General features: G+C 70.6%; 18 protein-coding genes and 1 tRNA gene. 7 read left to right on the forward strand and 12 right to left on the reverse strand.

What is annotated here, in order from left to right; translation table 11 throughout:
* Positions 1-125: 125 nt before the first annotated feature.
* From ACWCO8_RS12940 to ACWCO8_RS12950, 3 genes are all read right to left on the reverse strand, one after another.
* Positions 126-1100 (reverse strand): MerR family transcriptional regulator, encoded by a 975-nt coding sequence (locus ACWCO8_RS12940; protein WP_451032261.1) that lies wholly within the window; start codon positions 1098-1100, stop codon positions 126-128.
* Between the two features lie 99 nt (positions 1101-1199).
* Positions 1200-2981, reverse strand: a complete 1782-nt coding sequence (locus tag ACWCO8_RS12945) for an SDR family oxidoreductase (protein WP_451032262.1) — start codon at positions 2979-2981, stop codon at positions 1200-1202.
* Positions 2978-3826, reverse strand: a complete 849-nt coding sequence (locus ACWCO8_RS12950; RefSeq protein WP_451032263.1) for a M24 family metallopeptidase — start codon at positions 3824-3826, stop codon at positions 2978-2980. The genes ACWCO8_RS12945 and ACWCO8_RS12950 overlap by 4 nt, the downstream gene beginning before the upstream one ends.
* Before the next feature lie 249 nt (positions 3827-4075).
* On the opposite strand from ACWCO8_RS12950, the gene ACWCO8_RS12955 reads away from it, so the two are divergent.
* From ACWCO8_RS12955 to ACWCO8_RS12970, 4 genes are read left to right on the forward strand one after another with little or no spacing between them, the layout of a single operon-like run.
* Entirely contained in the window at positions 4076-5044 is a 969-nt protein-coding gene (locus ACWCO8_RS12955) for an ABC transporter ATP-binding protein (RefSeq protein ID WP_451032407.1), read from the forward strand.
* Positions 5041-5937 carry an ABC transporter permease gene (locus ACWCO8_RS12960; RefSeq protein ID WP_362005241.1) on the forward strand — a complete coding sequence of 299 codons (897 nt, stop codon included), beginning with the start codon at positions 5041-5043 and terminating at the stop codon, positions 5935-5937. The genes ACWCO8_RS12955 and ACWCO8_RS12960 overlap by 4 nt, the downstream gene beginning before the upstream one ends.
* Complete coding sequence (locus ACWCO8_RS12965) at positions 5934-6845, forward strand: ABC transporter ATP-binding protein (protein WP_451032264.1); 912 nt, start codon at positions 5934-5936, stop codon at positions 6843-6845. The genes ACWCO8_RS12960 and ACWCO8_RS12965 overlap by 4 nt, the downstream gene beginning before the upstream one ends.
* A gap of 14 nt (positions 6846-6859) precedes the next feature.
* Positions 6860-7579, forward strand: coding sequence for an ABC transporter permease (locus tag ACWCO8_RS12970; protein WP_362005236.1), 720 nt, complete (start codon positions 6860-6862; stop codon positions 7577-7579).
* A gap of 64 nt (positions 7580-7643) precedes the next feature.
* On the opposite strand, the gene ACWCO8_RS12975 is transcribed toward ACWCO8_RS12970, so the two are convergent.
* Both ACWCO8_RS12975 and ACWCO8_RS12980 read right to left on the reverse strand, forming a co-directional pair.
* Positions 7644-8927 (reverse strand): CynX/NimT family MFS transporter, encoded by a 1284-nt coding sequence (locus tag ACWCO8_RS12975; RefSeq protein ID WP_451032265.1) that lies wholly within the window; start codon positions 8925-8927, stop codon positions 7644-7646.
* The gene (locus ACWCO8_RS12980) at positions 8924-9646 is read right to left on the reverse strand and encodes a FadR/GntR family transcriptional regulator (protein ID WP_451032266.1); all 723 of its coding nucleotides are present in this window, start codon (positions 9644-9646) and stop codon (positions 8924-8926) included. The genes ACWCO8_RS12975 and ACWCO8_RS12980 overlap by 4 nt, the downstream gene beginning before the upstream one ends.
* A 110-nt stretch (positions 9647-9756) precedes the next feature.
* On the opposite strand from ACWCO8_RS12980, the gene lpdA reads away from it, so the two are divergent.
* The 3 genes from lpdA to ACWCO8_RS12995 all read left to right on the forward strand — a co-directional run bounded on the left by lpdA (position 9757) and on the right by ACWCO8_RS12995 (position 12145).
* Positions 9757-11160 (forward strand): dihydrolipoyl dehydrogenase, encoded by a 1404-nt coding sequence (gene lpdA / locus ACWCO8_RS12985; RefSeq protein ID WP_451032267.1) that lies wholly within the window; start codon positions 9757-9759, stop codon positions 11158-11160.
* A 114-nt stretch (positions 11161-11274) separates the two neighbouring features.
* Entirely contained in the window at positions 11275-11943 is a 669-nt protein-coding gene (locus ACWCO8_RS12990; RefSeq protein WP_451032268.1) for a rhomboid-like protein, read from the forward strand.
* A gap of 117 nt (positions 11944-12060) precedes the next feature.
* Positions 12061-12145 (forward strand) — tRNA-Ser (locus ACWCO8_RS12995).
* A gap of 106 nt (positions 12146-12251) precedes the next feature.
* Here ACWCO8_RS12995 and ACWCO8_RS13000 read toward each other — a convergent pair.
* The 7 genes from ACWCO8_RS13000 to ACWCO8_RS13030 all read right to left on the reverse strand — a co-directional run bounded on the left by ACWCO8_RS13000 (position 12252) and on the right by ACWCO8_RS13030 (position 20426).
* Positions 12252-13067 (reverse strand): HAD family hydrolase, encoded by an 816-nt coding sequence (locus ACWCO8_RS13000; RefSeq protein ID WP_362005224.1) that lies wholly within the window; start codon positions 13065-13067, stop codon positions 12252-12254.
* Complete coding sequence (gene serS, locus ACWCO8_RS13005; protein ID WP_362005222.1) at positions 13064-14353, reverse strand: serine--tRNA ligase; 1290 nt, start codon at positions 14351-14353, stop codon at positions 13064-13066. The genes ACWCO8_RS13000 and serS overlap by 4 nt, the downstream gene beginning before the upstream one ends.
* A gap of 574 nt (positions 14354-14927) precedes the next feature.
* Complete coding sequence (pheA, locus tag ACWCO8_RS13010; protein ID WP_451032269.1) at positions 14928-15863, reverse strand: prephenate dehydratase; 936 nt, start codon at positions 15861-15863, stop codon at positions 14928-14930.
* Between the two features lie 28 nt (positions 15864-15891).
* Positions 15892-17163, reverse strand: coding sequence for an iron uptake transporter deferrochelatase/peroxidase subunit (gene efeB / locus ACWCO8_RS13015; protein ID WP_451032270.1), 1272 nt, complete (start codon positions 17161-17163; stop codon positions 15892-15894).
* 6 nt (positions 17164-17169) lie between these two features.
* Positions 17170-19185 carry a copper resistance CopC/CopD family protein gene (locus ACWCO8_RS13020; protein WP_451032271.1) on the reverse strand — a complete coding sequence of 672 codons (2016 nt, stop codon included), beginning with the start codon at positions 19183-19185 and terminating at the stop codon, positions 17170-17172.
* A 24-nt stretch (positions 19186-19209) separates the two neighbouring features.
* Positions 19210-19692: a copper chaperone PCu(A)C gene (locus tag ACWCO8_RS13025; RefSeq protein WP_362005212.1), complete on the reverse strand. Its 483-nt coding sequence runs from the start codon at positions 19690-19692 to the stop codon at positions 19210-19212.
* Positions 19689-20426, reverse strand: a complete 738-nt coding sequence (locus ACWCO8_RS13030; RefSeq protein WP_451032272.1) for an SCO family protein — start codon at positions 20424-20426, stop codon at positions 19689-19691. Before ACWCO8_RS13030 ends, ACWCO8_RS13025 begins: the two co-directional genes overlap by 4 nt.
* Positions 20427-20436: the final 10 nt, after the last annotated feature.

Below are 20436 nucleotides of genomic sequence, written 5' to 3' on the forward strand. Positions count from 1 at the left end.
ATGACGGAGCGCGGATCGGGCGGCCATTGATTTCGGTTCGGATGAATTCGGCTCGGATGTTTGATCCACAGCCAACTTGAGTTATCCACAGGGGATTTGGCGATTCTGTGGACAACATCCTTGTGCTATCGGGTGACTTGCTCTATTTCGCTGATTTCTGCGTGATTTGACGCAAGGGTGTCCAATGTCCGCGTCTGTACCTCCCGTTCAGCGGCCGCCGCGACGAACGCTGCCACGTTCTCCGCGCCAACCAGCCGCTGTACGGCCCGAATCGTTCCGGACGGGAGCACCACCGGGCGGGGGTCGTCCTCTCGGAGAGGCGGAGGCTCGGGCGACAGGTGGTGCTGGAGGTGCCGGGTGGCGAACAGGCGCATCGCGCGCGCGAGTTCCGCGTCCACGGTCTGCTGGGCGAGCGGTCGAAGACGGCGCACCATCGCCGCCGCCTCGGAGGCGTCGGCGTCCGTCGGCGGCCGGTGCTCCAGATAGCGCGCGAAGACGTGCTCGGTCGTGAACTCCAGGAAGCGCGAGGCGATGTGCTCGACCTGGACCCGAAGTTCCCTCAGATGTCCGGAGATCGCGGTCAGCGGAACACCCGCCTCGTACAACTCGGCCGCCACCGCGAGCTCTTGGGGGCTCGGCACCAGGAACTCGTCCTCGCGGTCCGGGATCCGCTCCAGGACGCCGAGCTCGATCGCCTCCCGGATCGCGTCCTCGTCGGGCTTGCCGCCGAACGTGGCGTCCAGCTCCGCGCGGGAGATCCGGTCGGCCTTCTCGTCCGTCCACGGCCCGTCGACCTCGGCGACCAGACCCAGGACGCCGCCGAGCCCGCGGCCCGCGTCCCAGGCCTCCAGCAGCTCCTTGATCGAAGCCAGGGTGTAGCCGCGGTCCAGCAGGTCGGCGATCTGCCGGAGCCGGGCCAGATGGGTGTCCCCGTACACATTGGACCTGCCCCGGCGCTCCGGGCGGGGGAGCAGACCGCGGTCCTGGTAGGCGCGGATCGTCCGGACCGTGGCACCGCTGTGGTGGGCGAGGTCCTCGATCCGGTACTCCACGGGGGAGGTCTGCGCCGAAGGCGCCCCCTGTGCCGTCTGCTCCGTCACGTCCGCTCCCACCCGCTCGCTCCTGCCGCCCGATCGCGTCTCTCACACCCGGGGCCGCCCGCCAGGGATCGTACGGTCCCTACACCGCCCGTACGACCCTCACGCGGGCGGCTCGAGGCGGGCTATCGCGCGCAGGGCCCTGGGCGCGAGGCGGGACAGGACGTGGGCGCCGCGTGCCTCCGGGGTGACCGGGACGACGGCCTCGTCGCGCACCACCGCGCGCAGGATCGCGTCCGCGACCTTCTCCGGCGGGTAGTTGCGCAGCCCGTACAGCCGGGAGGCCTTCTTCTGGCGGCGGCTCTGCTCCTCCTCGCCGACTCCGGCGAACTTGGCCGTCGCCGTGATGTTGGTGTTCACGATGCCCGGGCAGATCGCCGAGACGCCGATGCCCTGGCCGGCCAGCTCGGCCCGCAGGCACTCGCTCAGCATCAGCACGGCCGCCTTGGACGTGCTGTACGCGGGCAGGGCGCGGGACGGCTGGAAGGCGGCGGCGGAGGCGGTGTTGACGATGTGGCCGCCCTGGCCGCGCTCGGCCATCTGACCGCCGAAGATCCGGCAACCGTGGATGACGCCCCAGAGATTGACGTCGAGGACCTTCTTCCAGTCCTCGCTGGTCGTCGCGAAGAACGAGCCCGAGAGGCCGATACCCGCGTTGTTGACGAGGACGTCGACGATGCCGTACTCGCTCGCGACCTTCGCCGCCAGCTTCTCCATGGCCTGCTCGTCGCTGACGTCGACGATCTCCCCCCAGGCCTCCGGGGCGCCGATCAGCCGGGCCATCTCGGCCGTGCGCGCCGCGCCCTCGCCGTCCCGGTCGACCGCGACGACCCGCGCGCCCGCCTCGGCGAAGGCGAAGGCGGTGGCCCGGCCGATGCCGCTGGCCGCTCCCGTGACCAGCACCAACTGGCCGCCGAACCGCTCCGCGTACACCGGGTCGGCCGTGCTCTTCGCGGCCGTGACCGGGGCCTTGGTCGCCGGGTCCTCGTTCGCCCGGACGAACTCGCCGATCCAGGCGGCCAGCTGGTCGGGCCTGGTGCGCGGGACCCAGTGCTTGGCCGGCAGGGAGCGCCGGGTCAGCTCCGGGACCCAGGTGGCGAGGTCGTCGTAGAGCCGCTCGGACAGGAACGCGTCGCCGGTGGGCGTGATCAGCTGCACGGGCGCGTGGGCGTAGGCGTCGGCGCGCGGCCGGCTCAGCCGCGGGCGGACGTTGTCCCGGTAGAGCCAGGCCCCGTGCGCCGCGTCGTTCGGCAGCGACGGCGTCGGATAGTCGCCGGCCGGGACCTTCTCGACCCGCTCCAGGAGCTTCGGCCACCGCTTGCCGAGCGGTCCGCGCCAGGCCAGCTCGGGCAGCACGGGGGTGTGCAGCATGTACACGTACCAGGACTTGGCGCCCTGGCCGAGGAGCTGGCCGACCCTGCGCGGGGTGGGCCTGGTCATGCGCTGCTTGATCCAGTGCCCGAAGTGGTCGAGGGAGGGGCCGGACATCGAGGTGAAAGAGGCGATGCGGCCCTCGGTGCGGGGCACGGTCACGAACTCCCAGGACTGCACCGAGCCCCAGTCGTGCCCGACCAGGTGCACCGGCCGGCCCGGGCTCACCGCGTCGACGACGGCCAGGAAGTCGTCCGTCAGCTTCTCCAGCGTGAACCCGCCCCGCAGCGGCGTCGGCGCCGTGGACCGGCCGTGGCCCCGGACGTCGTACAGCACGACGTGGAACCGCTCCGCGAGCCGGTGGGCGACCTCCGACCAGACCTCCTTGGAGTCCGGGTACCCGTGCACCAGGAGGACCGTCGGCCGGTCGGCGTCGCCCAGCTCGGCCACGCACAGCTCGATCCCGCCCGTACGGACCCAGCGCTCCCGCGCCCCCGTCAGTCCCGCGCTCATGCCGCCCCCTCCTCGTTCCAGCGCCGCACGTGCGGCAGGTCGTCGTCCAGCCAGAAAGCGCTCTGCTCCGGGTCCTTCGAGTCGGTGACCACGAGGATCTCCTCGAACTTCGCGCCCGTACCCCGGAACCCGAGGTGCGGTTCGACCGCCCACAGGCCCGGCTGGGGAGGGTGGTCGGAGAACGTGTACGGCGACCAGAGCGGCGACCAGCCGTCGCGGTGGCCGTGGATCGCGTCGCTCGCCAGACCCTTCAGCGACTGGGTGCCGAAGCCGAAGAGCGTGGGCGACCAGCGGCGCTCCTTGACCCGGTCGATCTTGTGGGCGATCACGCCGAAGGGATACGCGCGGTGCCGGTTGGCGTACCCCTGGCGGACCATGAGCCGGTCCACGTCCTCGTAGATCTCGCGCAGCGAGCGGCGCTCACGCACCTCGGTCAGGATCAGCTCCCGGTGGGCCCGCAGATCGGCGAGCAGCTTGTCGTGGACCGGGTTGAGGCCCAGGCAGCCGGAGTAGCCGATGTCCGAGGTGTAGCCCTTGAAGACGGGCGCCATGTCGAGGATGAAGGGCATCCCCGCTTCGAGGCGCCGGTTCGTGGGGAAGAACTGCAGCGGGATCTTGAAGTCGACGAAGGCCGTGCGGTCGCCGAACCAGGCGAAGGGCCGGTGGAACCAGTCCCGCACACCCCGCTCGTACAGCCAGTCGCGCTGCATCTTCGCGGCCTCGCGCTCGGTCACGCCCGGTCGCAACTGCGCCGCGACGGCTTCCGCGCACGCGTACGACAGGCGCTGCACTTCTCTGAACCCGCGCAGTTCCGCGGTCAGTTCGCTTGCCACTGCTGAGGTCATGCCACCCGTCCGTCCCGTGAACATCCGTGTGCGCTACGTGCCCGTAACGTGACACTGATGAATGTGACAATGCCTGGCGGCTGCGTCAAGGGGTGTGCATGAGCCCCTGTGGAAAACTCGCCGCGCGGGGTCCGGCGAAAGACTTTGGTCTCGACTCCCCTACGGGCTTGTACGTCTGGAGTCGGATACGGATCGAGCCGTTGGGCTGACGACTGCTGTGGCGCAGACCACTACCTTCGAAATGTGACTGTGATCGCTACCGAAAGCCTCAGCAAGCGGTTCCCCCGGGTGACCGCTCTTGACCGGCTCTCCCTGGACATCGGGCCCGGTGTGACCGGACTTGTGGGTGCCAACGGAGCCGGCAAGTCCACGATGATCAAGATCCTGCTCGGTCTGTCCCCCGCCACGGAGGGCCGCGCCGAGGTCCTCGGTCTCGACGTCGCCACGTCCGGCGCCCAGATCCGTGAGCGCGTCGGCTACATGCCCGAGCACGACTGCCTCCCGCCGGACGTCTCGGCCACCGAGTTCGTCGTCCACATGGCGCGGATGTCCGGCCTGCCGGCCGACGCCGCCCGCGAGCGGACCGCCGACACCCTGCGCCACGTCGGCCTGTACGAGGAGCGCTACCGCCCCATCGGCGGCTACTCGACGGGCATGAAGCAGCGGGTGAAGCTGGCCCAGGCGCTGGTCCACGACCCGCAGCTGGTCCTCCTCGACGAGCCGACCAACGGCCTCGACCCGGTGGGCCGCGACGAGATGCTCGGCCTGATCCGCCGGGTCTGGACCGACTTCGGCATCTCCGTCCTCGTCACCTCCCACCTCCTCGGCGAGCTGGAGCGGACCTGCGACCACGTCGTCGTCATCGACGGCGGGACCCTGCTGCGCTCCAGCTCCACCAGTGACTTCACGCAGATCACCACGACCCTGGCGGTCGAGGTCACCGACTCCGACACCCACCCCGACGGCACGGCCGCGCTTCGCACGGCCCTCGCCTCGGCGGGTGTCACGCTCCACGCGAGCGAGGAGGAGGGTCTGCCCGGCGCCGGCCACATCCTCCTCGTGGAGGCGGCCGGCGAGGACACGTACGACCTGGTCCGCGACACCGTCGCCGACCTCGGTCTCGGCCTGGTCCGGATGGAACAGCGCCGCCACCACATCGCCGAGGTCTTCCGGCCCGACGCGCAGTCGCAGAAGCAGGAGGAGGTGTCGGCGCGATGAGCACCCCGGCCCCCGAGACCACACAGATCCACAACATCGGGTACCGCAACTACGACGGCCCCCGCTTCGGCCGCGCCTACGCGCGCCGGGCACTCTTCTCGCAGTCCCTGCGCGGCTCCTACGGACTCGGCCGCAGCGCCAAGTCCAAGGTGCTGCCGATGATCCTCTTCACCGTGATGTGCGTCCCGGCGCTGATCATCGTCGCCGTCGCGGTCACCATGAAGAGCAAGGACCTGCCGGTCGACTACACCCGGTACGCGATCATCATGCAGGCGGTGATCGGGCTCTTCCTGGCCTCCCAGGCACCCCAGTCCGTCTCCCGAGACCTGCGCTTCAAGACCGTCCCGCTGTACTTCTCGCGCCCCATCGAGCGCGTCGACTACGTCCTCGCCAAGTACGGCGCGATGGCCTCGGCGCTCTTCGTCCTGACCGCGATCCCGCTGCTGATCCTCTGGATCGGCTCCCTGCTCGCGAAGATGAACTTCGCCGACCAGACGGCCGAGTTCGGCCAGGGCCTGGTCTCCGTCGCCCTCCTCTCGGTGCTCTTCGGCGGCATCGGCCTGGTCATGGCCGCGCTCACCCCGCGCCGCGGCTTCGGCGTCGCCGCCGTCATCGCCACCCTCGTGATCTCCTACGGCGCCGTCTCGACCCTCCAGGGCATCGCGTACAGCACGGACAACGCCGACGCCATCCAGTGGCTGGGCCTGTTCTCCCCGATCACCCTGATCGACGGCGTGCAGACCGCGTTCCTCGGCGCCAGCACCGCCTTCCCCGGAGGGGAAGGCGTCGGACCTGGCGCCGGCGTCGGAGTCGTCTATCTGCTGGTCGTCCTCGCGCTCATCGCCGGCTCGTACGGAGTGCTGATGCGCCGCTACCGAAAGGTCGGGCTGTGACTGTCCTGAACATCGACCACACCTCTCGGTGGTTCGGCAACGTCGTCGCCGTCAACGACGTGACGATGACGATCGGCCCCGGTGTCACCGGACTCCTCGGCCCCAACGGCGCCGGAAAGTCCACCCTCATCAACATGATGGGCGGCTTCCTCGCCCCCTCCACGGGCACCGTCACCCTCGACGGGCAGCCGATCTGGAAGAACGAGTCCGTCTACACGCAGATCGGCGTCGTACCGGAGCGGGAAGCGATGTACGACTTCCTCACCGGCCGCGAATTCGTCATCGCCAACGCAGAGTTGCACGGCCTGGGCGCCAAAGAGGCCCAGCACGCGCTCGCCACGGTCGAGATGGAGTACGCGCAGGACCGGAAGATCGCCACGTACAGCAAGGGCATGCGGCAGCGCGTGAAGATGGCCTCGGCCCTCGTCCACGAGCCGTCCGTGCTGCTGCTCGACGAGCCGTTCAACGGCATGGACCCGCGCCAGCGCATGCAGCTGATGGAGCTGCTGCGCCGGATGGGCTCGGCAGGGCGCACGGTGCTCTTCTCCTCGCACATCCTGGAGGAGGTCGAGCAGCTGGCCTCGCACATCGAGGTGATCGTCGCCGGCCGGCACGCCGCCTCGGGCGACTTCCGCAAGATCCGCCGGCTCATGACGGACCGGCCGCACCGCTACCTCGTCCGGTCCAGCGACGACCGGGCGCTCGCGGCGGCCCTCATCGCCGACCCCTCCACGGCCGGCATCGAGGTCGACCTCGCCGAAGGCGCCCTGCGCGTCCAGGCGGTGGACTTCGGCCGGTTCACGGAGCTGCTGCCCCGGGTCGCCCGGGAGCACGGCATCCGACTGCTGACGGTCTCGCCCTCGGACGAGTCCCTCGAGTCGGTCTTCTCGTACCTCGTAGCGGCCTGAAAGGAGCCTGACCGATGTACAACCCCACAGTCGCCCGGCTCACCTACCGGGCCCTCCTCGGCCGCCGGCGGGCGCTGATCCTCTTCGCGCTGCCCGCCCTCCTGCTGCTGATCGCCGCCGCGGTACGGCTGTTCAACGGAGCCGACGACCAGGTCGCGGCCGACGTCCTCGGCGGATTCGCGCTCGCCACGATGGTGCCGCTGATCGGTGTCATCGCCGGAACGGGCGCGATCGGACCGGAGATCGACGACGGTTCGATCGTCTATCTGCTGTCCAAGCCGGTGAAGCGGCCCTCGATCATCTTCACCAAGCTCATCGTGGCGATCGCCGTGACCATGGCCTTCTCGGCCGTGCCCACGTTCCTCGCCGGCATGATCCTCAACGGCAACGGCCAGCAGGTGGCGGTCGCGTACACGGTCGCGGCGCTGGTCGCCTCCATCGCGTACAGCGCGCTCTTCCTCCTGCTCGGCACGGTCAGCCGGCACGCGGTGGTCATCGGCCTTGTCTACGCGCTGGTCTGGGAGACCCTGTTCGGCTCCCTGATCGACGGGGCCAAGACGCTCAGCGTGCAGCAGTGGTCGCTCGCGGTCGCCCAGAAGGTCAGCGGCGAGGGGCTCGTCACCTCGGACGTCGGTCTTCCGCTGGCCGTGTCGCTGCTGGTCGGCGTGACGGTCCTGGCGACCTGGTACGCGGGCCAGAAGCTGCGGACGCTGAAGCTGGCGGGCGAGGAGTAGGAGCAGGAGCAAGGACGGCCGAGGGGCCCCGTGGAGGGGCCCCTCACGCCGTCGCCCGGTGGACTCAGACCTTGCGGTCCCTGGCCGCGAGGAGCCCCACGCCCAGGGCCGTGGCACAGACGAACAGGACCAGGGCGATCGGCACCGTCCACGAACCGGTCGCCTGGTGGACCGCACCGGCGGCCAACGGCCCGGCGGCCGCCAGCAGATAGCCGACCGTCTGGGCCATCCCCGAGAGCCGGGACGCGGTCACCGCGTCGCCCGCCCGGAGCACGATCAGGGTGAGGGCGAGGCCGACCGCCCCGCCCTGGCCGACGCCGAGGAGCGCGGACCACAGCCAGGCCCCCTGCACGGGCGCGGTGAGCAGCCCCGCGTACCCCGCCGCGACCAGCGTCGTGACGAGGACGACCAGCGGACGCTGGCTCCGCATCCGGCCGGCGAGCAGCGGCACGGCGAAGGCGCCCGCCACCTGGGTCAGGTTGTTGAAGGCGAAGATCACTCCGGCCGTCGAGCGGCTCATGCCGTGGTCCGTGAAGATCGTCGGCATCCAGGCGATCAGGACGTACGTCCAGAGGGACTGCAGGCCCATGAAGAGGGTCACCTGCCAGGCGAGCGCCGACCGCCAGACGCTCCGCGTCCCGGGAACGGCGGTGGCCCGCACCCCGTGTCCCGTACGACTCCCCTGTCGCGCACCGCCCTTGGCGAGCAGCACCTGAGGCAGCCAGGCCGTCGCCGCGAGTGCCGCGAGCAGCGACCAGAAGGCGAGCGACGCTTCCCAGCTCCCGTCGAACGCCTCCTCCAACGGCACCGAGGCCGCCGCGACGACCGTGGCGCCCGCGATCATCGCGCCCGTGTAGAGCGAGGTCATCGACGCGGCCCGGTCGGGGAAGTCCCGCTTGATCAGGCCCGGCATCAAGACGTTGAGCAGCGCGATCGCCGTGCCGACCAGGACACCGCCGCCGTACAGCGCGTACACCGACGGCAGGACCCGTACGAGGATGCCGGCGCCGAGCAGCACGAGCGCCCCGAGCAGCACCGCCTCGACGCCGAGGCGCCGCCCCAGCCACGGCGCGACGAGCGCGCCCGCGCCGAGGAAGAGCACCGGCACGGACGTCACCAGCGAACTGGCCGTCGACGACAGGCCGAACTCCGCCGCTATCTCGCCCACCAGGGGCGCCACGCTCGCCAGGGCCGCCCGCATGTTGAGCGAGGCCAGCACGATCGCGGCCATGAGCAGCATCGGGTGCGCGAACCAGGCGCGCCGCCCCGCGGGCCGTTCCTCCGCCCGCACGTCGAGGACCGGTGTGGTCCCGGGTTCAGGCCCGACGGCAGTGCCGGCAGCCCTCACCGCGACTCCCCCGTCAGCGCCGCCACCGTCTCCATCGGTACCCGCAGCAGCTCCCGCGCCCCCGCCTCCGCGGCTTCCGCGTCGCCCGACTCGATCGCCGCGACCAGCGCCTCGTGCGCGTCGATGTCGACCGGCGGCATCTCGCGGTCGCCGAGCGCGTCCACGAGGACCTCGTGGACCTGGGTGGAGAAGAAGCGGTACACCTCCGTGAAGGCCGCGTTGTGCGTGGCGGAGACGACGGCCAGGTGGAAGGCGAGGTCGGCGTCCGCGTCGCGGTCGCCCTCCTCGCGCAGGGTGGTCAGCGCGGCCCGCAGCCGCAGCAGGTCGTGGGTGTCCCGCCGTACCGCCGCGAGGCGCGCCGCCTCCGCCTCCAGGGCCACCCGCAGCTCCAGGACGTCCCGCGCGCCCGCGTGGCGCATGCCGCGCAGGACGGCGGCGGGGTCGGCGGTCGACCGGACGAAGGTGCCGTTGCCCTGACGCGGCTCAAGAAGCCCCGCGTGCACCAGGACCCGGATCGCCTCGCGGACCGTGTTGCGGCCGACGCCCAGCTGCTCGGCGAGCTCGTGCTCGGTCGGGATGCGCTCGCCGACCGGCCACTCTCCCGCCGCGAGCTGCTCCCGCAGCTGCTCGACGACCGAGTCCACCAGCGAGGTCCGCCCCGCCGCCTTCAGCGCCGCCATCACCACTCCGTCCACCTCGCGAGCCAGTTGCCCGGTCATCCTACAAGTTATCCACCGAGCGCACCGGCTCCCGGGGCCGCCCGGGAGGCGCCGGACTACTGTGGGCCCGTACGGGACACGAACACCCTCACCACCCTCGGGAGTCAGTCATGTCAGACCGCTTCGACGTCGTCGTACTCGGAGCTGGCCCCGGCGGCTACGTCGCCGCCATCCGCGCCGCCCAGCTGGGCAAGCGGGTCGCGGTCGTCGAAGAGAAGTACTGGGGCGGTGTCTGCCTGAACGTCGGCTGCATCCCCACCAAGGCGCTGCTGCGCAACGCCGAACTGGCCCACATCTTCAACCACGAGGCCAAGACCTTCGGCATCAAGGTCGACGGCACGGTCTCCTTCGACTACGGCGAGGCGTTCCGCCGCAGCCGCACGGTCGCGGACGGCCGGGTCAAGGGCGTCCACTTCCTGATGAAGAAGAACAACATCACGGAGTTCGACGGCCGGGGCACCTTCCTCGACGCGAACACCCTGCAGGTGAACAAGGCCGACGGCACCGCGCAGACGATCACGTTCGACAACTGCATCATCGCCACCGGCGCCACTCCGCGTCTGCTGCCGGGCACCGCCCGCAGCGAGCGCGTGGTGACGTACGAGGAGCAGATCCTCGCCGAGGACGTGCCGCAGTCGATCATCATCGCGGGCGCTGGCGCGATCGGCATCGAGTTCGCGTACGTGCTCCACAACTACGGTGTGAAGGTCACGATCGTCGAGTTCCTCGACCGGATCGCGCCGCTGGAGGACGCGGACGTCTCCAAGGAGCTGGCCAAGCAGTACCGCAAGCTCGGCATCGACGTCCTCACCTCGACCCGCGTCGAGACGATCGACGAGTCCGGCCCGCAGGTCCGTGTCACGGTCACCGGCAAGGACGGCGCGCAGAAGGTCCTGGAGGCCGACAAGGTCCTGCAGGCCATCGGCTTCGCCCCGAACGTCTCCGGCTACGGCCTGGAGAGCACCGGTGTGGCGCTCACCGAGCGCGGCGCCATCGAGGTCGACGGCCGCTGCCGCACCAACGTGCCGCACATCTACGCCATCGGTGACGTCACCGCGAAGCTGATGCTCGCGCACACCGCCGAGTCCATGGGTGTCGTCGCCGCCGAGACCATCGGGGACGCCGAGACCATGGAGCTCGACTACCCGATGATCCCGCGCGCCACCTACTGCCAGCCGCAGATCGCCAGCTTCGGCTGGACCGAGGCGCAGGCGCGGGAGAAGGGGTACGACGTCAAGGTCGCCAAGTTCCCGTTCACCGCGAACGGCAAGGCGCACGGCCTCGGCGACTCGACCGGCTTCGTCAAGATCATCGCCGACGCGCAGTACGGCGAGATCATCGGCGCCCACCTGATCGGCCCCGACGTCACCGAGCTGCTGCCCGAGCTGACGCTGGCGCAGCAGTGGGACCTGACGGTCAACGAGGTCGCGCGCAACGTCCACGCGCACCCGACCCTGGGCGAGGCCGTGAAGGAAGCGATCCACGGCCTCGCGGGCCACATGATCAACTTCTGAGTGGTTTCCCACAGCTTGGGGTGATAGGCACGGAATGTGCCGCGTGAACCCCTCCCCGCCGCCGTACCTGGTGGCGAGCCGGGTGGCGAACCGTCCCGACCGATCAGGTCGTGGGTGCGTTCGTCACCCGGTACGCATCTGTGGCTGCTCATCATCGCGATCACCAGCCTGGTCATCGCGCTGTCCTCCGACGGCCTGGAGCACTACCTCCTCCACCGCAACAGCAGCAACCTCTACCAGCTCTCGCACCACCCGCTCCGGGCGCTGCTCGGCAGCGCCTTCTGGATCGCCGACCCGGCGGACTTCGCCCTGTACGCGGTGCTGTTCGAGGTCTTCCACGCGCCGGTGGAGCGCTGGCTCGGCACGCTGCGCTGGTTCGTCGTGGTCGCCACGGCGCACATCGCGGCGACGCTCATCAGCCAGAAGGTCGTCCTGGAGGCGATCCAGGACCACGACGTGCCGCGCAGCATGGCGCACGTCGTCGACATCGGGGTCAGCTATGGGCTCGCGGCCTCGATCGGCATCCTGACGTACCGGATCCCGCGCCCCTGGCGGTGGCTCTATCTGGCGGGAGCGGTGGCCTTCTTCGCCGTACCGCTGTGCACGAGTCATACGTACACGGATCTGGGGCACGCGATCTCGCTGGCCATCGGTCTCGCCTTCTGGCCGCTGACGAGGGGCGTCGGCCCGCGCGGTAATTCACTGGCCTACGAAGCTCCGCCGCCCGCACACTGGTTGTGCGGGAGACGCCCGCCACGAGACCGGGGAGGAGCACGACCATGACCGACACCAGTTCGAGCCGGAGTTCGAGTCCGTCGAGCTCCCTGCAGGGCGGCGCCCCCTAGCGCCGCCGGGGCGGCCGCTTCGAGCGCGCGGGTTCTCCGCGCGGGCCGCCCACCCGGAGGATTGGCCGAGTGGTAAGGCAGCGGCTTGCTAAGCCGTCGTCGGGGTCACCCCCGCGCGCGTTCGATCCGCGCATCCTCCGCCGCTGTGGAAACCCGCCCGTACGCCCGCTGGATGGGGGAACCCGTCCCTACGCCCGGTCAGACGTGGGAACCCGCCCGTACGCCGGCTAGATGTGGAACCCGTCCCTACGCCCGGTCGGATGTCAGCAGGCGCTCCAGGACCACCGCGATGCCGTCGTCCTCGTTCGAGGTCGTGACCTCGTCGGCGACCGCCTTCAGTTCCTCGTGCGCGTTCGCCATCGCCACGCCCCGCGCGGCCCAGCCGAACATCGGGATGTCGTTGGGCATGTCGCCGAAGGCGATGGTGTCGGCCGCCTTCACGCCGAGACGGCGGGCGGCGAGCGACAGGCCGGTGGCCTTGCTGAGGCCCAGCGGGAGGATCTCCACGACCCCCGGGCCGGCCATGACCACGTCCACCAGGCTGCCGATCGTCTGCCGGGCGGCCCCCGCCAGCTCGTCGTCGGAGAGCGTGGGGTGCTGGATGTAGACCTTGTTCAGCGGCGCGGACCACAGCTCCGCCGGGTCCTCGAAGGGGACGTACGGCAGCGGCCCCTCCTGCACCCGGTAGCCGGGGCTGATCAGCACCTCGCCGTCCAGGCCGTCGCGGCTCGCGGCCAGGGCCAGCGGGCCCACCTCGGCCTCGATCTTCGAGAGCGCCAGGCCCGCCAGCTGCCGGTCCAGGGTCACCGAGGTCAGCAGCCGGTGCTCGCCCGCGTGGTAGACCTGCGCGCCCTGACCGCACACCGCGAGCCCCTCGTAGCCGAGGTCGTCGAGGATGTGCCGGGTCCAGGGGACGGACCGGCCGGTGACCACGATGTGCGCGGCCCCCGCCGCCACCACGGCGGCGAGGGCGTCACGCGTACGGTCCGAGACCGACTCGTCGGCGCGCAGCAGCGTGCCGTCGAGGTCCGTCGCGACGAGCTTGTACGGGAAGGGGCTCACTTGGAGATCGGCTCCAGGACCTCGCGGCCGCCCAGGTACGGCCGGAGGACCTCCGGCACGCGCACCGAGCCGTCCGGGAGCTGGTGGTTCTCCAGGATCGCCACGATCGTGCGCGGTACGGCGCACAGGGTGCCGTTGAGCGTGGCCAGCGGCTGGACGACCTTCTTGCCGTTCCGCTCGTCGCGCATCCGCACGGACAGGCGGCGGGCCTGGAAGCCGTCGCAGTTCGACGCGGACGTCAGCTCGCGGTACTTGCCCTGCGTGGGGATCCACGCCTCGCAGTCGAACTTGCGCGAGGCGGAGGAGCCGAGGTCGCCGGTGGCCACGTCGATGACCTGGAAGGGCAGTTCGAGGCTGGTGAGCCACTGCTTCTCCCAGTCCAGGAGCCGCTTGTGCTCGTTCTCGGCGTCCTCGGGAGCCACGTACGAGAACATCTCGACCTTGTCGAACTGGTGGACCCGGAAGATGCCCCGGGTGTCCTTGCCGTACGTGCCGGCCTCGCGGCGGAAGCACGGCGAGAAGCCGGCGTAGCGCAGCGGCAGCTTGTCGGCGTCGATGATCTCGTCCATGTGGTACGCCGCGAGGGGCACCTCGGACGTGCCGACGAGGTAGAAGTCGTCCTTCTCCAGGTGGTACACGTTCTCCGCGGCCTGGCCGAGGAAGCCGGTGCCCTCCATGGCGCGCGGGCGGACCAGCGCCGGGGTCAGCATGGGGATGAAGCCGGCCTCGGTCGCCTGCGCGATGGCCGCGTTGACGAGGGCCAGTTCCAGCAGGGCGCCGACGCCCGTGAGGTAGTAGAAGCGCGAGCCGGAGACCTTGGCGCCCCGCTCGACGTCGATGGCGCCCAGCGCCTCGCCCAGCTCCAGGTGGTCCTTGGGCTCGAAGCCCTCGGCCGCGAAGTCGCGGACGGTGCCGTGCGTCTCCAGGACGACGAAGTCCTCCTCGCCGCCGACCGGCACGTCCGCGTGGACGATGTTGCCGAGCTGGAGCAGGAGGGCGCGCGCGGTCTCGTCGGCCTCGTTCTGCTCGGCCTCGGCGGCCTTGACGTCGGTCTTGAGCTGCTCGGCCTTCTGCAGGAGCTCGGCGCGCTCCTCGGGGGAGGCCTTGGGGATCAGCTTGCCGAGCGCCTTCTGCTCGGAACGGAGCTCGTCGAAGCGGACGCCGGACGACCTGCGCCGCTCATCGGCGGAGAGCAGGGCGTCGACGAGTGCGACGTCCTCTCCACGGGCGCGCTGGGAGGCGCGAACACGGTCGGGGTCCTCACGGAGCAGGCGAAGGTCAATCACCCCACCAGGCTACCGGTGCGGGCTCGCGCCACCCCACCCGATATAGCCGTGCGTGTCGCTTTGCCCGAATTGCCGGTATTGGGAAATGCTCTCCCCATTCGTCAATAAACGGTGCAGGGACCCCCGAAAAGGGGCGGATCGGTGTGCGTTCCTTGACCGAACCGCCCTGTGGATCAAGGGACTTCCCTCGGGCTTCACCGGACTTCTCCACAGCGGGCGCGAGGCCCGTGGAGTTTTCCACAGGCTGTGCGGAACTTCTGTGGATGGTGAACGAATTCCTGGGCGTAATGATGATCAAACCTGCTGCGCACACTCGTCCGAGTGGGAATTCCTCGCTCTAAAGAGTTGATCAATGGAACGGGGGTGACGCGGGCTGATCTGCGCCCTGTGGGTGAACGGATGCCGACTGGGGCGATTTGTCGACCTTGGCGGACCGCCGTATCGACTTGTCCCCAGGGTGGGCGAGGTGCCTGTGGATAACTCTGTGTGGGAGTCGAAAATATGCAGGTAGGACTAGTGGTCCGTGCCTGTGGACGACCGCCCCCGGCAGAGGGGGCGGTGGGGCACGATCGATTCAGGCCCGACCGTCCTGGGCCCTCGCCAGCCAATCGGAGGCAGCCATGAACTCCGCGTCCGACGTCCCGCGCCGCAGCGTGGCCACATCTCCCCTCGCGACGCCCGCCCGCGGGTACGACCCGAGGAAGCGCACCTTCGGGCAGATCCGCTTGAGCCCCATCAGCGCCTCGCCCACGCGCCGGTCCGAGATATGGCCCTCGGCGTCCACGGCGAAGCAGTAGTTCCCGATGCCGGCACCCGTCGGACGGGACTGGATCAGCATCAGGTTCACCCCGCGCACCGCGAATTCCTGAAGCAGCTCGAGGAGGGCACCCGGATGGTCATCACCCAGCCACAGCACCACCGACGTCTTGTCCGCCCCGGTCGGCGCCGAGGGCCGGGCCGGCCGACCCACCAGGACGAACCGGGTCTCGGCGTTCTCCGCGTCGTGGATCTCCGTGACCAGGGCCTCCAGGCCGTAGGTCGTCGCCGCGAACTCGCCCGCGAAGGCCGCGTCGAACCGGCCCTCCTGCACCAGCCGGGCACCGTCCGCGTTCGAGGCCGCCGACTCCCACAGGGCGTCGGGCAGGTGGGCCCGCAGCCAGTTCCGTACCTGCGGCTGCGCCACCGGGTGACCGGTGACCGTCTTGATCTCGCCGAGTGTGGTCCCCGGCCGCACGAGCAGCGCGAAGGCGATCGGCAGGAGCACCTCGCGGTAGATCATCAGCGGTTCGCCCGAGGCCAGCTCGTCCAGGGTGGCGGTGACCCCGCCCTCCACCGAGTTCTCGATCGGTACGAGCGCGGCAGCCGCCTCCCCGTTGCGTACGGCGTCCAGGGCGGCCGGGACGGAGACCATGGGGACGAGTTCCCGGGTTGCGGCCTCGGGCAGCGTACGCAGCGCGGCCTCCGTGAACGTGCCTTCGGGACCGAGATACGTATACCGGGTGGCTGACATACGGTCACCCTAATAGGCGCGGCCCGGCTCAGGACTCCAGAAGTCGCTGACCCACGTATTCGCCCTCCGCGGCCCCGCCCGGCACGGCGAACAGGCCGCTCGCCTCGTGCCGGACGAAGGGCGAGAGCGCGTCGCCCCGGTCGAGCTTGCGCTGGACGGGCACGAAGCCCCGGAGCGGGTCGGCCTGCCAGCAGACGAAGAGCAGCCCGGCGTCGGGTGTGCCGTCCGGACCGATGCCGTCGTGGAAGGAGAAGGGACGCCGCAGCATGGCGGCTCCGCCGTTCTGTTCGGGGGCGGAGATCCGGGAGTGGGCGTTGTCCGGGATGACGAGCTTGCCGTCGGGGCCGGTCTTGTCCAGGTCGAGCTCGGTGGTCTCGGTCCCGCCGGTCAGGGGCGCGCCGTCGGACTTCCGCCGGCCGATGACCTTCTCCTGCTTGTCCAGCGGGAGCCGCTCCCAGTCGTCGAGCAGCATGCGGATCCGGCGGACGACGGCGTACGAGCCTCCGGCCATCCAGTCCTGCGGCCCCGAGGTGCTCTGGGGGACGAAGATCCGCTGGTCGAAGTCGGGTTCGGAGGGCTTCGGGTTGCCGGTGCCGTCGACCTGGCCCATGAGGTTGCGGGCGGTCATCGGCTTGGCGGTGGCGCCCGCCGAGCGGTTGAAGCCGTTCATCTGCCAGCGGACCTTCGCGGCCGCTCCGGCGTCCTTCTGCAGCGCGCGCAGCGCGTGGAAGGCGACGAGTGCGTCGTCGGCGCCGATCTGTACCCAGAGATCGCCCTCGGACCGCTTCGGGTCGAGCGCGTCGGCGGAGAAGGCGGGCAGCGCGTCGAGCTGAGAGGGGCGGCGGGCCGTGAGTCCCGTACGCCCGAAGAAGGAGTGACCGAAACCGAAGGTGACCGTGAGAGAGGAGGGACCGGCGTCGAGGGCGATGCCGGTGTCGTCGGCCGAGGGCTCGCCCGCCATCAGGGCCTTGGCCGTCGTCGACCAGCGCCGCAGCAGGGCCGCGGCTTCCTTGCGGCCCGCGCCCGGCGCGAGGTCGAAGGCGATCAGATGGCCGCGTGACTGAAGAGGAGTAGTGATCCCCGCCTGATGTTTCCCGTGAAACACCGCCTCCGTCGCACCGACCGTGCTCAGCGCGGTCGCACCGTTCGCGCCGGAGGCCGAGGAGCCGGAATCGGCGGCCGCCGCGTACACCCCGGCGCCGCCGGCGGCACCGAGCGCGAGACCGGCCGCGCCCGCCGCGCCGACCGTGCCGAGGAGCCGCCGCCGGGAGATCTCAAGGTTGTCGTCGTCGTTGCTCACGAAAGGTCAGCCGATCTTCACGTTCTTGTCGATGGTGGTCTGGTCGATGTCGGAGGTGCGGACCGTGACCTGGATCTGCCACTCGCCGGCCATCGGGATCTGCACCCCGCTGGCGCTCCAGTGACCGGCCTGGATGCGGTCGGGGACGACCGGCAGCGGGCCGATGGCCTTCGCCTTCAGAGTGAAGGCGACCTTCAGCTCGGGAACGTCCAGCGGGCGGGAGTCCGGGCCGTCGACGAAGACGTGCAGCGCGTTGGCGCCGGTCCTGCCCGGGTCGAGGCTGAGCCGTACCGTCCCCTTGCCGTTGACGCCGCCGGTGTCGAAGGGCAGCCGGATGTCCACGGGCCGCTCGGGCACGGCGGTCGAGCCCGAGGCGGACTGCGAGCGCCCGGCCTCTTCCTCCGTACGGCCGGGCTCGGTCGACGTCAGGACCGTCGTCACGGCGAGCAGGACCACGGCGACGACGGCCTCCGTCATGACGGAGCGGCGCAGACCGGTCCGCTCGGGGTCGGCGTCGCGGTCCCGCTTGGTACGCGCGGTGGCGACGGCGGCCCGCTGCCGGGCGAGCTGGGCGGCGCGTACGGGGTCGACGGCGCCGCCGCCGGTGGCGCCGGACTCCTGGTCCTTCTCGGAGTCCTTGCCCTCCTCGGCCGCATCGTCGCCCTCGGGAGTCTCCTCGGCCTCGACCGTCCCGTCGGTCTCCGCCGCCCCCTCACCCTCGGGCGTCTCCTCGGCTTCCGCGGTCTCCTCCGTCCCGTCCGTCGCCAGGGGCTCCGCCGGGGCTCCCAGGCGCTGGGTCCAGCGGCGGGATATCCAGGCGATGCCCAGCAGGACGGCCACCAGGCCGATCTTGACCAGGAGGAGCCGGCCGTACGCCGTGCCCGTCAGGGCGGACCAGGAGCCGACCTGCCGCCAGGACTGGTAGAGCCCGGTCGCCGCCAGGACGACGACCGAACCGAAGGCGATCTTCGAGAACCGTTCCACCGCGGCCCGCTCGATGCCGGGTGCGCGATACAGGGCGACGAGCAGCGTGGTGAGGCCGCCCAGCCAGGCGGCCACCGCCAGCAGATGCAGGAGGTCGACGGGCATCGCGATGCCCGGCTGGATGCCGGTGGAGGCGTGCTCGGCGAGCGCCCAGGTGCCCGCGATGCCGGCGGCCACCACGGTGCCGCCGATCGCGAGACCGAAGGTGAGGTCCTTCTTCTCCTTCGGGTCCGTCCGCTTGGTGTACGCCCCGAAGAGCACGGCGACGAAGAGCGCGGCCGCGCCGAGCAGCATCAGCCGGGAGATGAGCGCGGCGCCGGTCTTCGTCTCCAGGACGGACTTGAGCCCGCCGAGGTCGAAGGCGTCGCCGAGCTCGCCGGAGCCGGTGTACGGGTTGCGCAGCAGCAGCATCACCAGGGTGGCCGCGGTGAGCGTGAGCCACCCGCGGACGACGAGCCGCTGGATGGGCCGGACGCTCGCGCCGCGCGGCCAGCAGGCGAGGACGAAGGCGCTGCCGCCGACGAGGACGGTGAAGGCCGCGTACGAGAGATAGCGGGCGATGCCGTAGAGCGCGCCGACAAGGCCGCCGCCGACCGACTGCTCGGGGAGGGCGACGGAGGTCTCGGAGGGGGCGCCGACGGAGAAGGTGAGGGCGCCGGCGATGGGGTGGCTGTCGGCGGAGACGGCCTGCCAGGCCACGGTGTAGGTGCCCTCGGGCAGTCCGGAGCGGAGGCCGACTCCGTACCGGATGATGTTGCCGCTGCACAGGTCGCGGATCTCTCCGGTGTCGACCCGGTTCCCGGCGGGGTCGAGGACCCGGATCGAGTCGCCGCCCATGGCGACCTGCTCGGAGAAGGTGAGGTTGACGTCCTTGGGGGCGGTGGCGACCACCGCCCCGTCCTGCGGGTCGCTGCCGGTCAGCGCGGCGTGCGCGGACGCGGGGGCGGCGCCGGCGAGCAGCGCGCCGAGGAGTGCGGCCGCGACGAGCAGCAGCCGGGCCAGGGCGGTTCCGAGGCGCGGGGCGGTGGTGGTGGGCATGTGTGTGTCAGTCCCTCAAGTAGCTCAGTGCTGCTTCGGGTTGTGGGTGGCGGCCTCGACGGGAAGATCGACCTTGATGGGGTCGGCCTTCTCGAAGTGCAGCTCGATGCTGACCTTCTCGCCCTGCTTCGGCTTGGTCTTCAGCCCCATGAACATGATGTGGCTGCCGCCACGTTCGAGGTCGAGTTCGCCGTTCGCGGGGATGTCGAAGGACTTCACCTGCTGCATCTTCTGGTTCTTCGTCTCGTGGATCTGGACGTCGTCCGAGAGGGGGCTCGTGACGGAGGTGAGCTTGTCGGCGGTGCCGCTCTCGTTCTTGATGGTCAGGAAGCCGCCGGCCATGTCCATCACGGGCTGCGGCATGAACGCGCCGCTGACCTTCAGTTCGGGCTTGCCGTCGGCCTTGGCGGCGCCGTCGGCGGAGCTGTCGGACGAGCATCCGGACAGCGCCAGGGCGGCCGCGAGGGCGACGGCGGTGGTGGACAGGACGGTGGTGCGGCGGTTCACGGGTTCTCCCCCTTGATGAGCTTCGGCAGATCCTTGGCGTAGTCGTCGACGGTCGTGTCCTCGCCGTACAGGACGTAGCCCTGGTCGGTCGTGGGCGAGAACGCGATCACCTGTGCTCCGTGCATGGAGACGACCGAGCCGTCCTTCTCCTTCTTCGCCGGATCGATGCCGATGCCCATGGAACGGGCGCCGGCCTGGATCGCGGGGAAGTCGCCGGTGAGGCCGATGAAGGCCGGGTCGCCGGCGGCGGGCAGCCACTTGGCCAGTTCGGCCGGGGTGTCCCGCTCGGGGTCGGTGGTGACGAAGACGACCTGGAGCTTGTCCTGGTCGGCCTTGGGGAGCTGCTTCTTGGCGATGGCGATGTTGCTCATCGTCAGCGGGCAGACGTCGGGGCAGTGCGTGTAGCCGAAGTAGATCAGCGTCGGCTTGCCCTTGGTCTGTGCGCGGAGGTCGAACTTCTGGCCCTTGGTGTCCGTGAGGACCAGGTCGGGCTTGGTGAAGGGGCGGTCGAGGACGGTCGCCGCCTTGTCGCTGCCGCTGCCGCCTTCGGTGGAGACCTCGGCGACGGCTCCGTTCCCGGAACCGCCCGCCTTGTCGTCCCCGCCGCCGAGGCCGACCGCGACCGTCACCGCGAGGGCGGCGACGACCGCGACGGCGGCGGCGATCAGGGGTGCGCGGCGGCTGGGCCTGGCCCGCTCGTCGGTGGCCGGGTCGGCCGATTTCTGGACTGACATGGAACGTGCT

It is taken from the genome of Streptomyces sp. NPDC001927 (assembly GCF_053594455.1).

What these genes read in the sequence shown, in the direction of transcription:
- ACWCO8_RS13030 (WP_451032272.1), bottom strand. Translation starts at nt 20,426, where the DNA reads ATGTCAGTCCAGAAATCGGCCGACCCGGCCACCGACGAGCGGGCCAGG.
- ACWCO8_RS12945 (WP_451032262.1), bottom strand. Translation starts at nt 2,981, where the DNA reads ATGAGCGCGGGACTGACGGGGGCGCGGGAGCGCTGGGTCCGTACGGGC.
- pheA (WP_451032269.1), bottom strand. Translation starts at nt 15,863, where the DNA reads ATGTCAGCCACCCGGTATACGTATCTCGGTCCCGAAGGCACGTTCACG.
- ACWCO8_RS12970 (WP_362005236.1), top strand. Translation starts at nt 6,860, where the DNA reads ATGTACAACCCCACAGTCGCCCGGCTCACCTACCGGGCCCTCCTCGGC.
- ACWCO8_RS12950 (WP_451032263.1), bottom strand. Translation starts at nt 3,826, where the DNA reads ATGACCTCAGCAGTGGCAAGCGAACTGACCGCGGAACTGCGCGGGTTC.
- ACWCO8_RS12980 (WP_451032266.1), bottom strand. Translation starts at nt 9,646, where the DNA reads ATGACCGGGCAACTGGCTCGCGAGGTGGACGGAGTGGTGATGGCGGCG.
- ACWCO8_RS12960 (WP_362005241.1), top strand. Translation starts at nt 5,041, where the DNA reads ATGAGCACCCCGGCCCCCGAGACCACACAGATCCACAACATCGGGTAC.
- lpdA (WP_451032267.1), top strand. Translation starts at nt 9,757, where the DNA reads ATGTCAGACCGCTTCGACGTCGTCGTACTCGGAGCTGGCCCCGGCGGC.
- ACWCO8_RS13020 (WP_451032271.1), bottom strand. Translation starts at nt 19,185, where the DNA reads ATGCCCACCACCACCGCCCCGCGCCTCGGAACCGCCCTGGCCCGGCTG.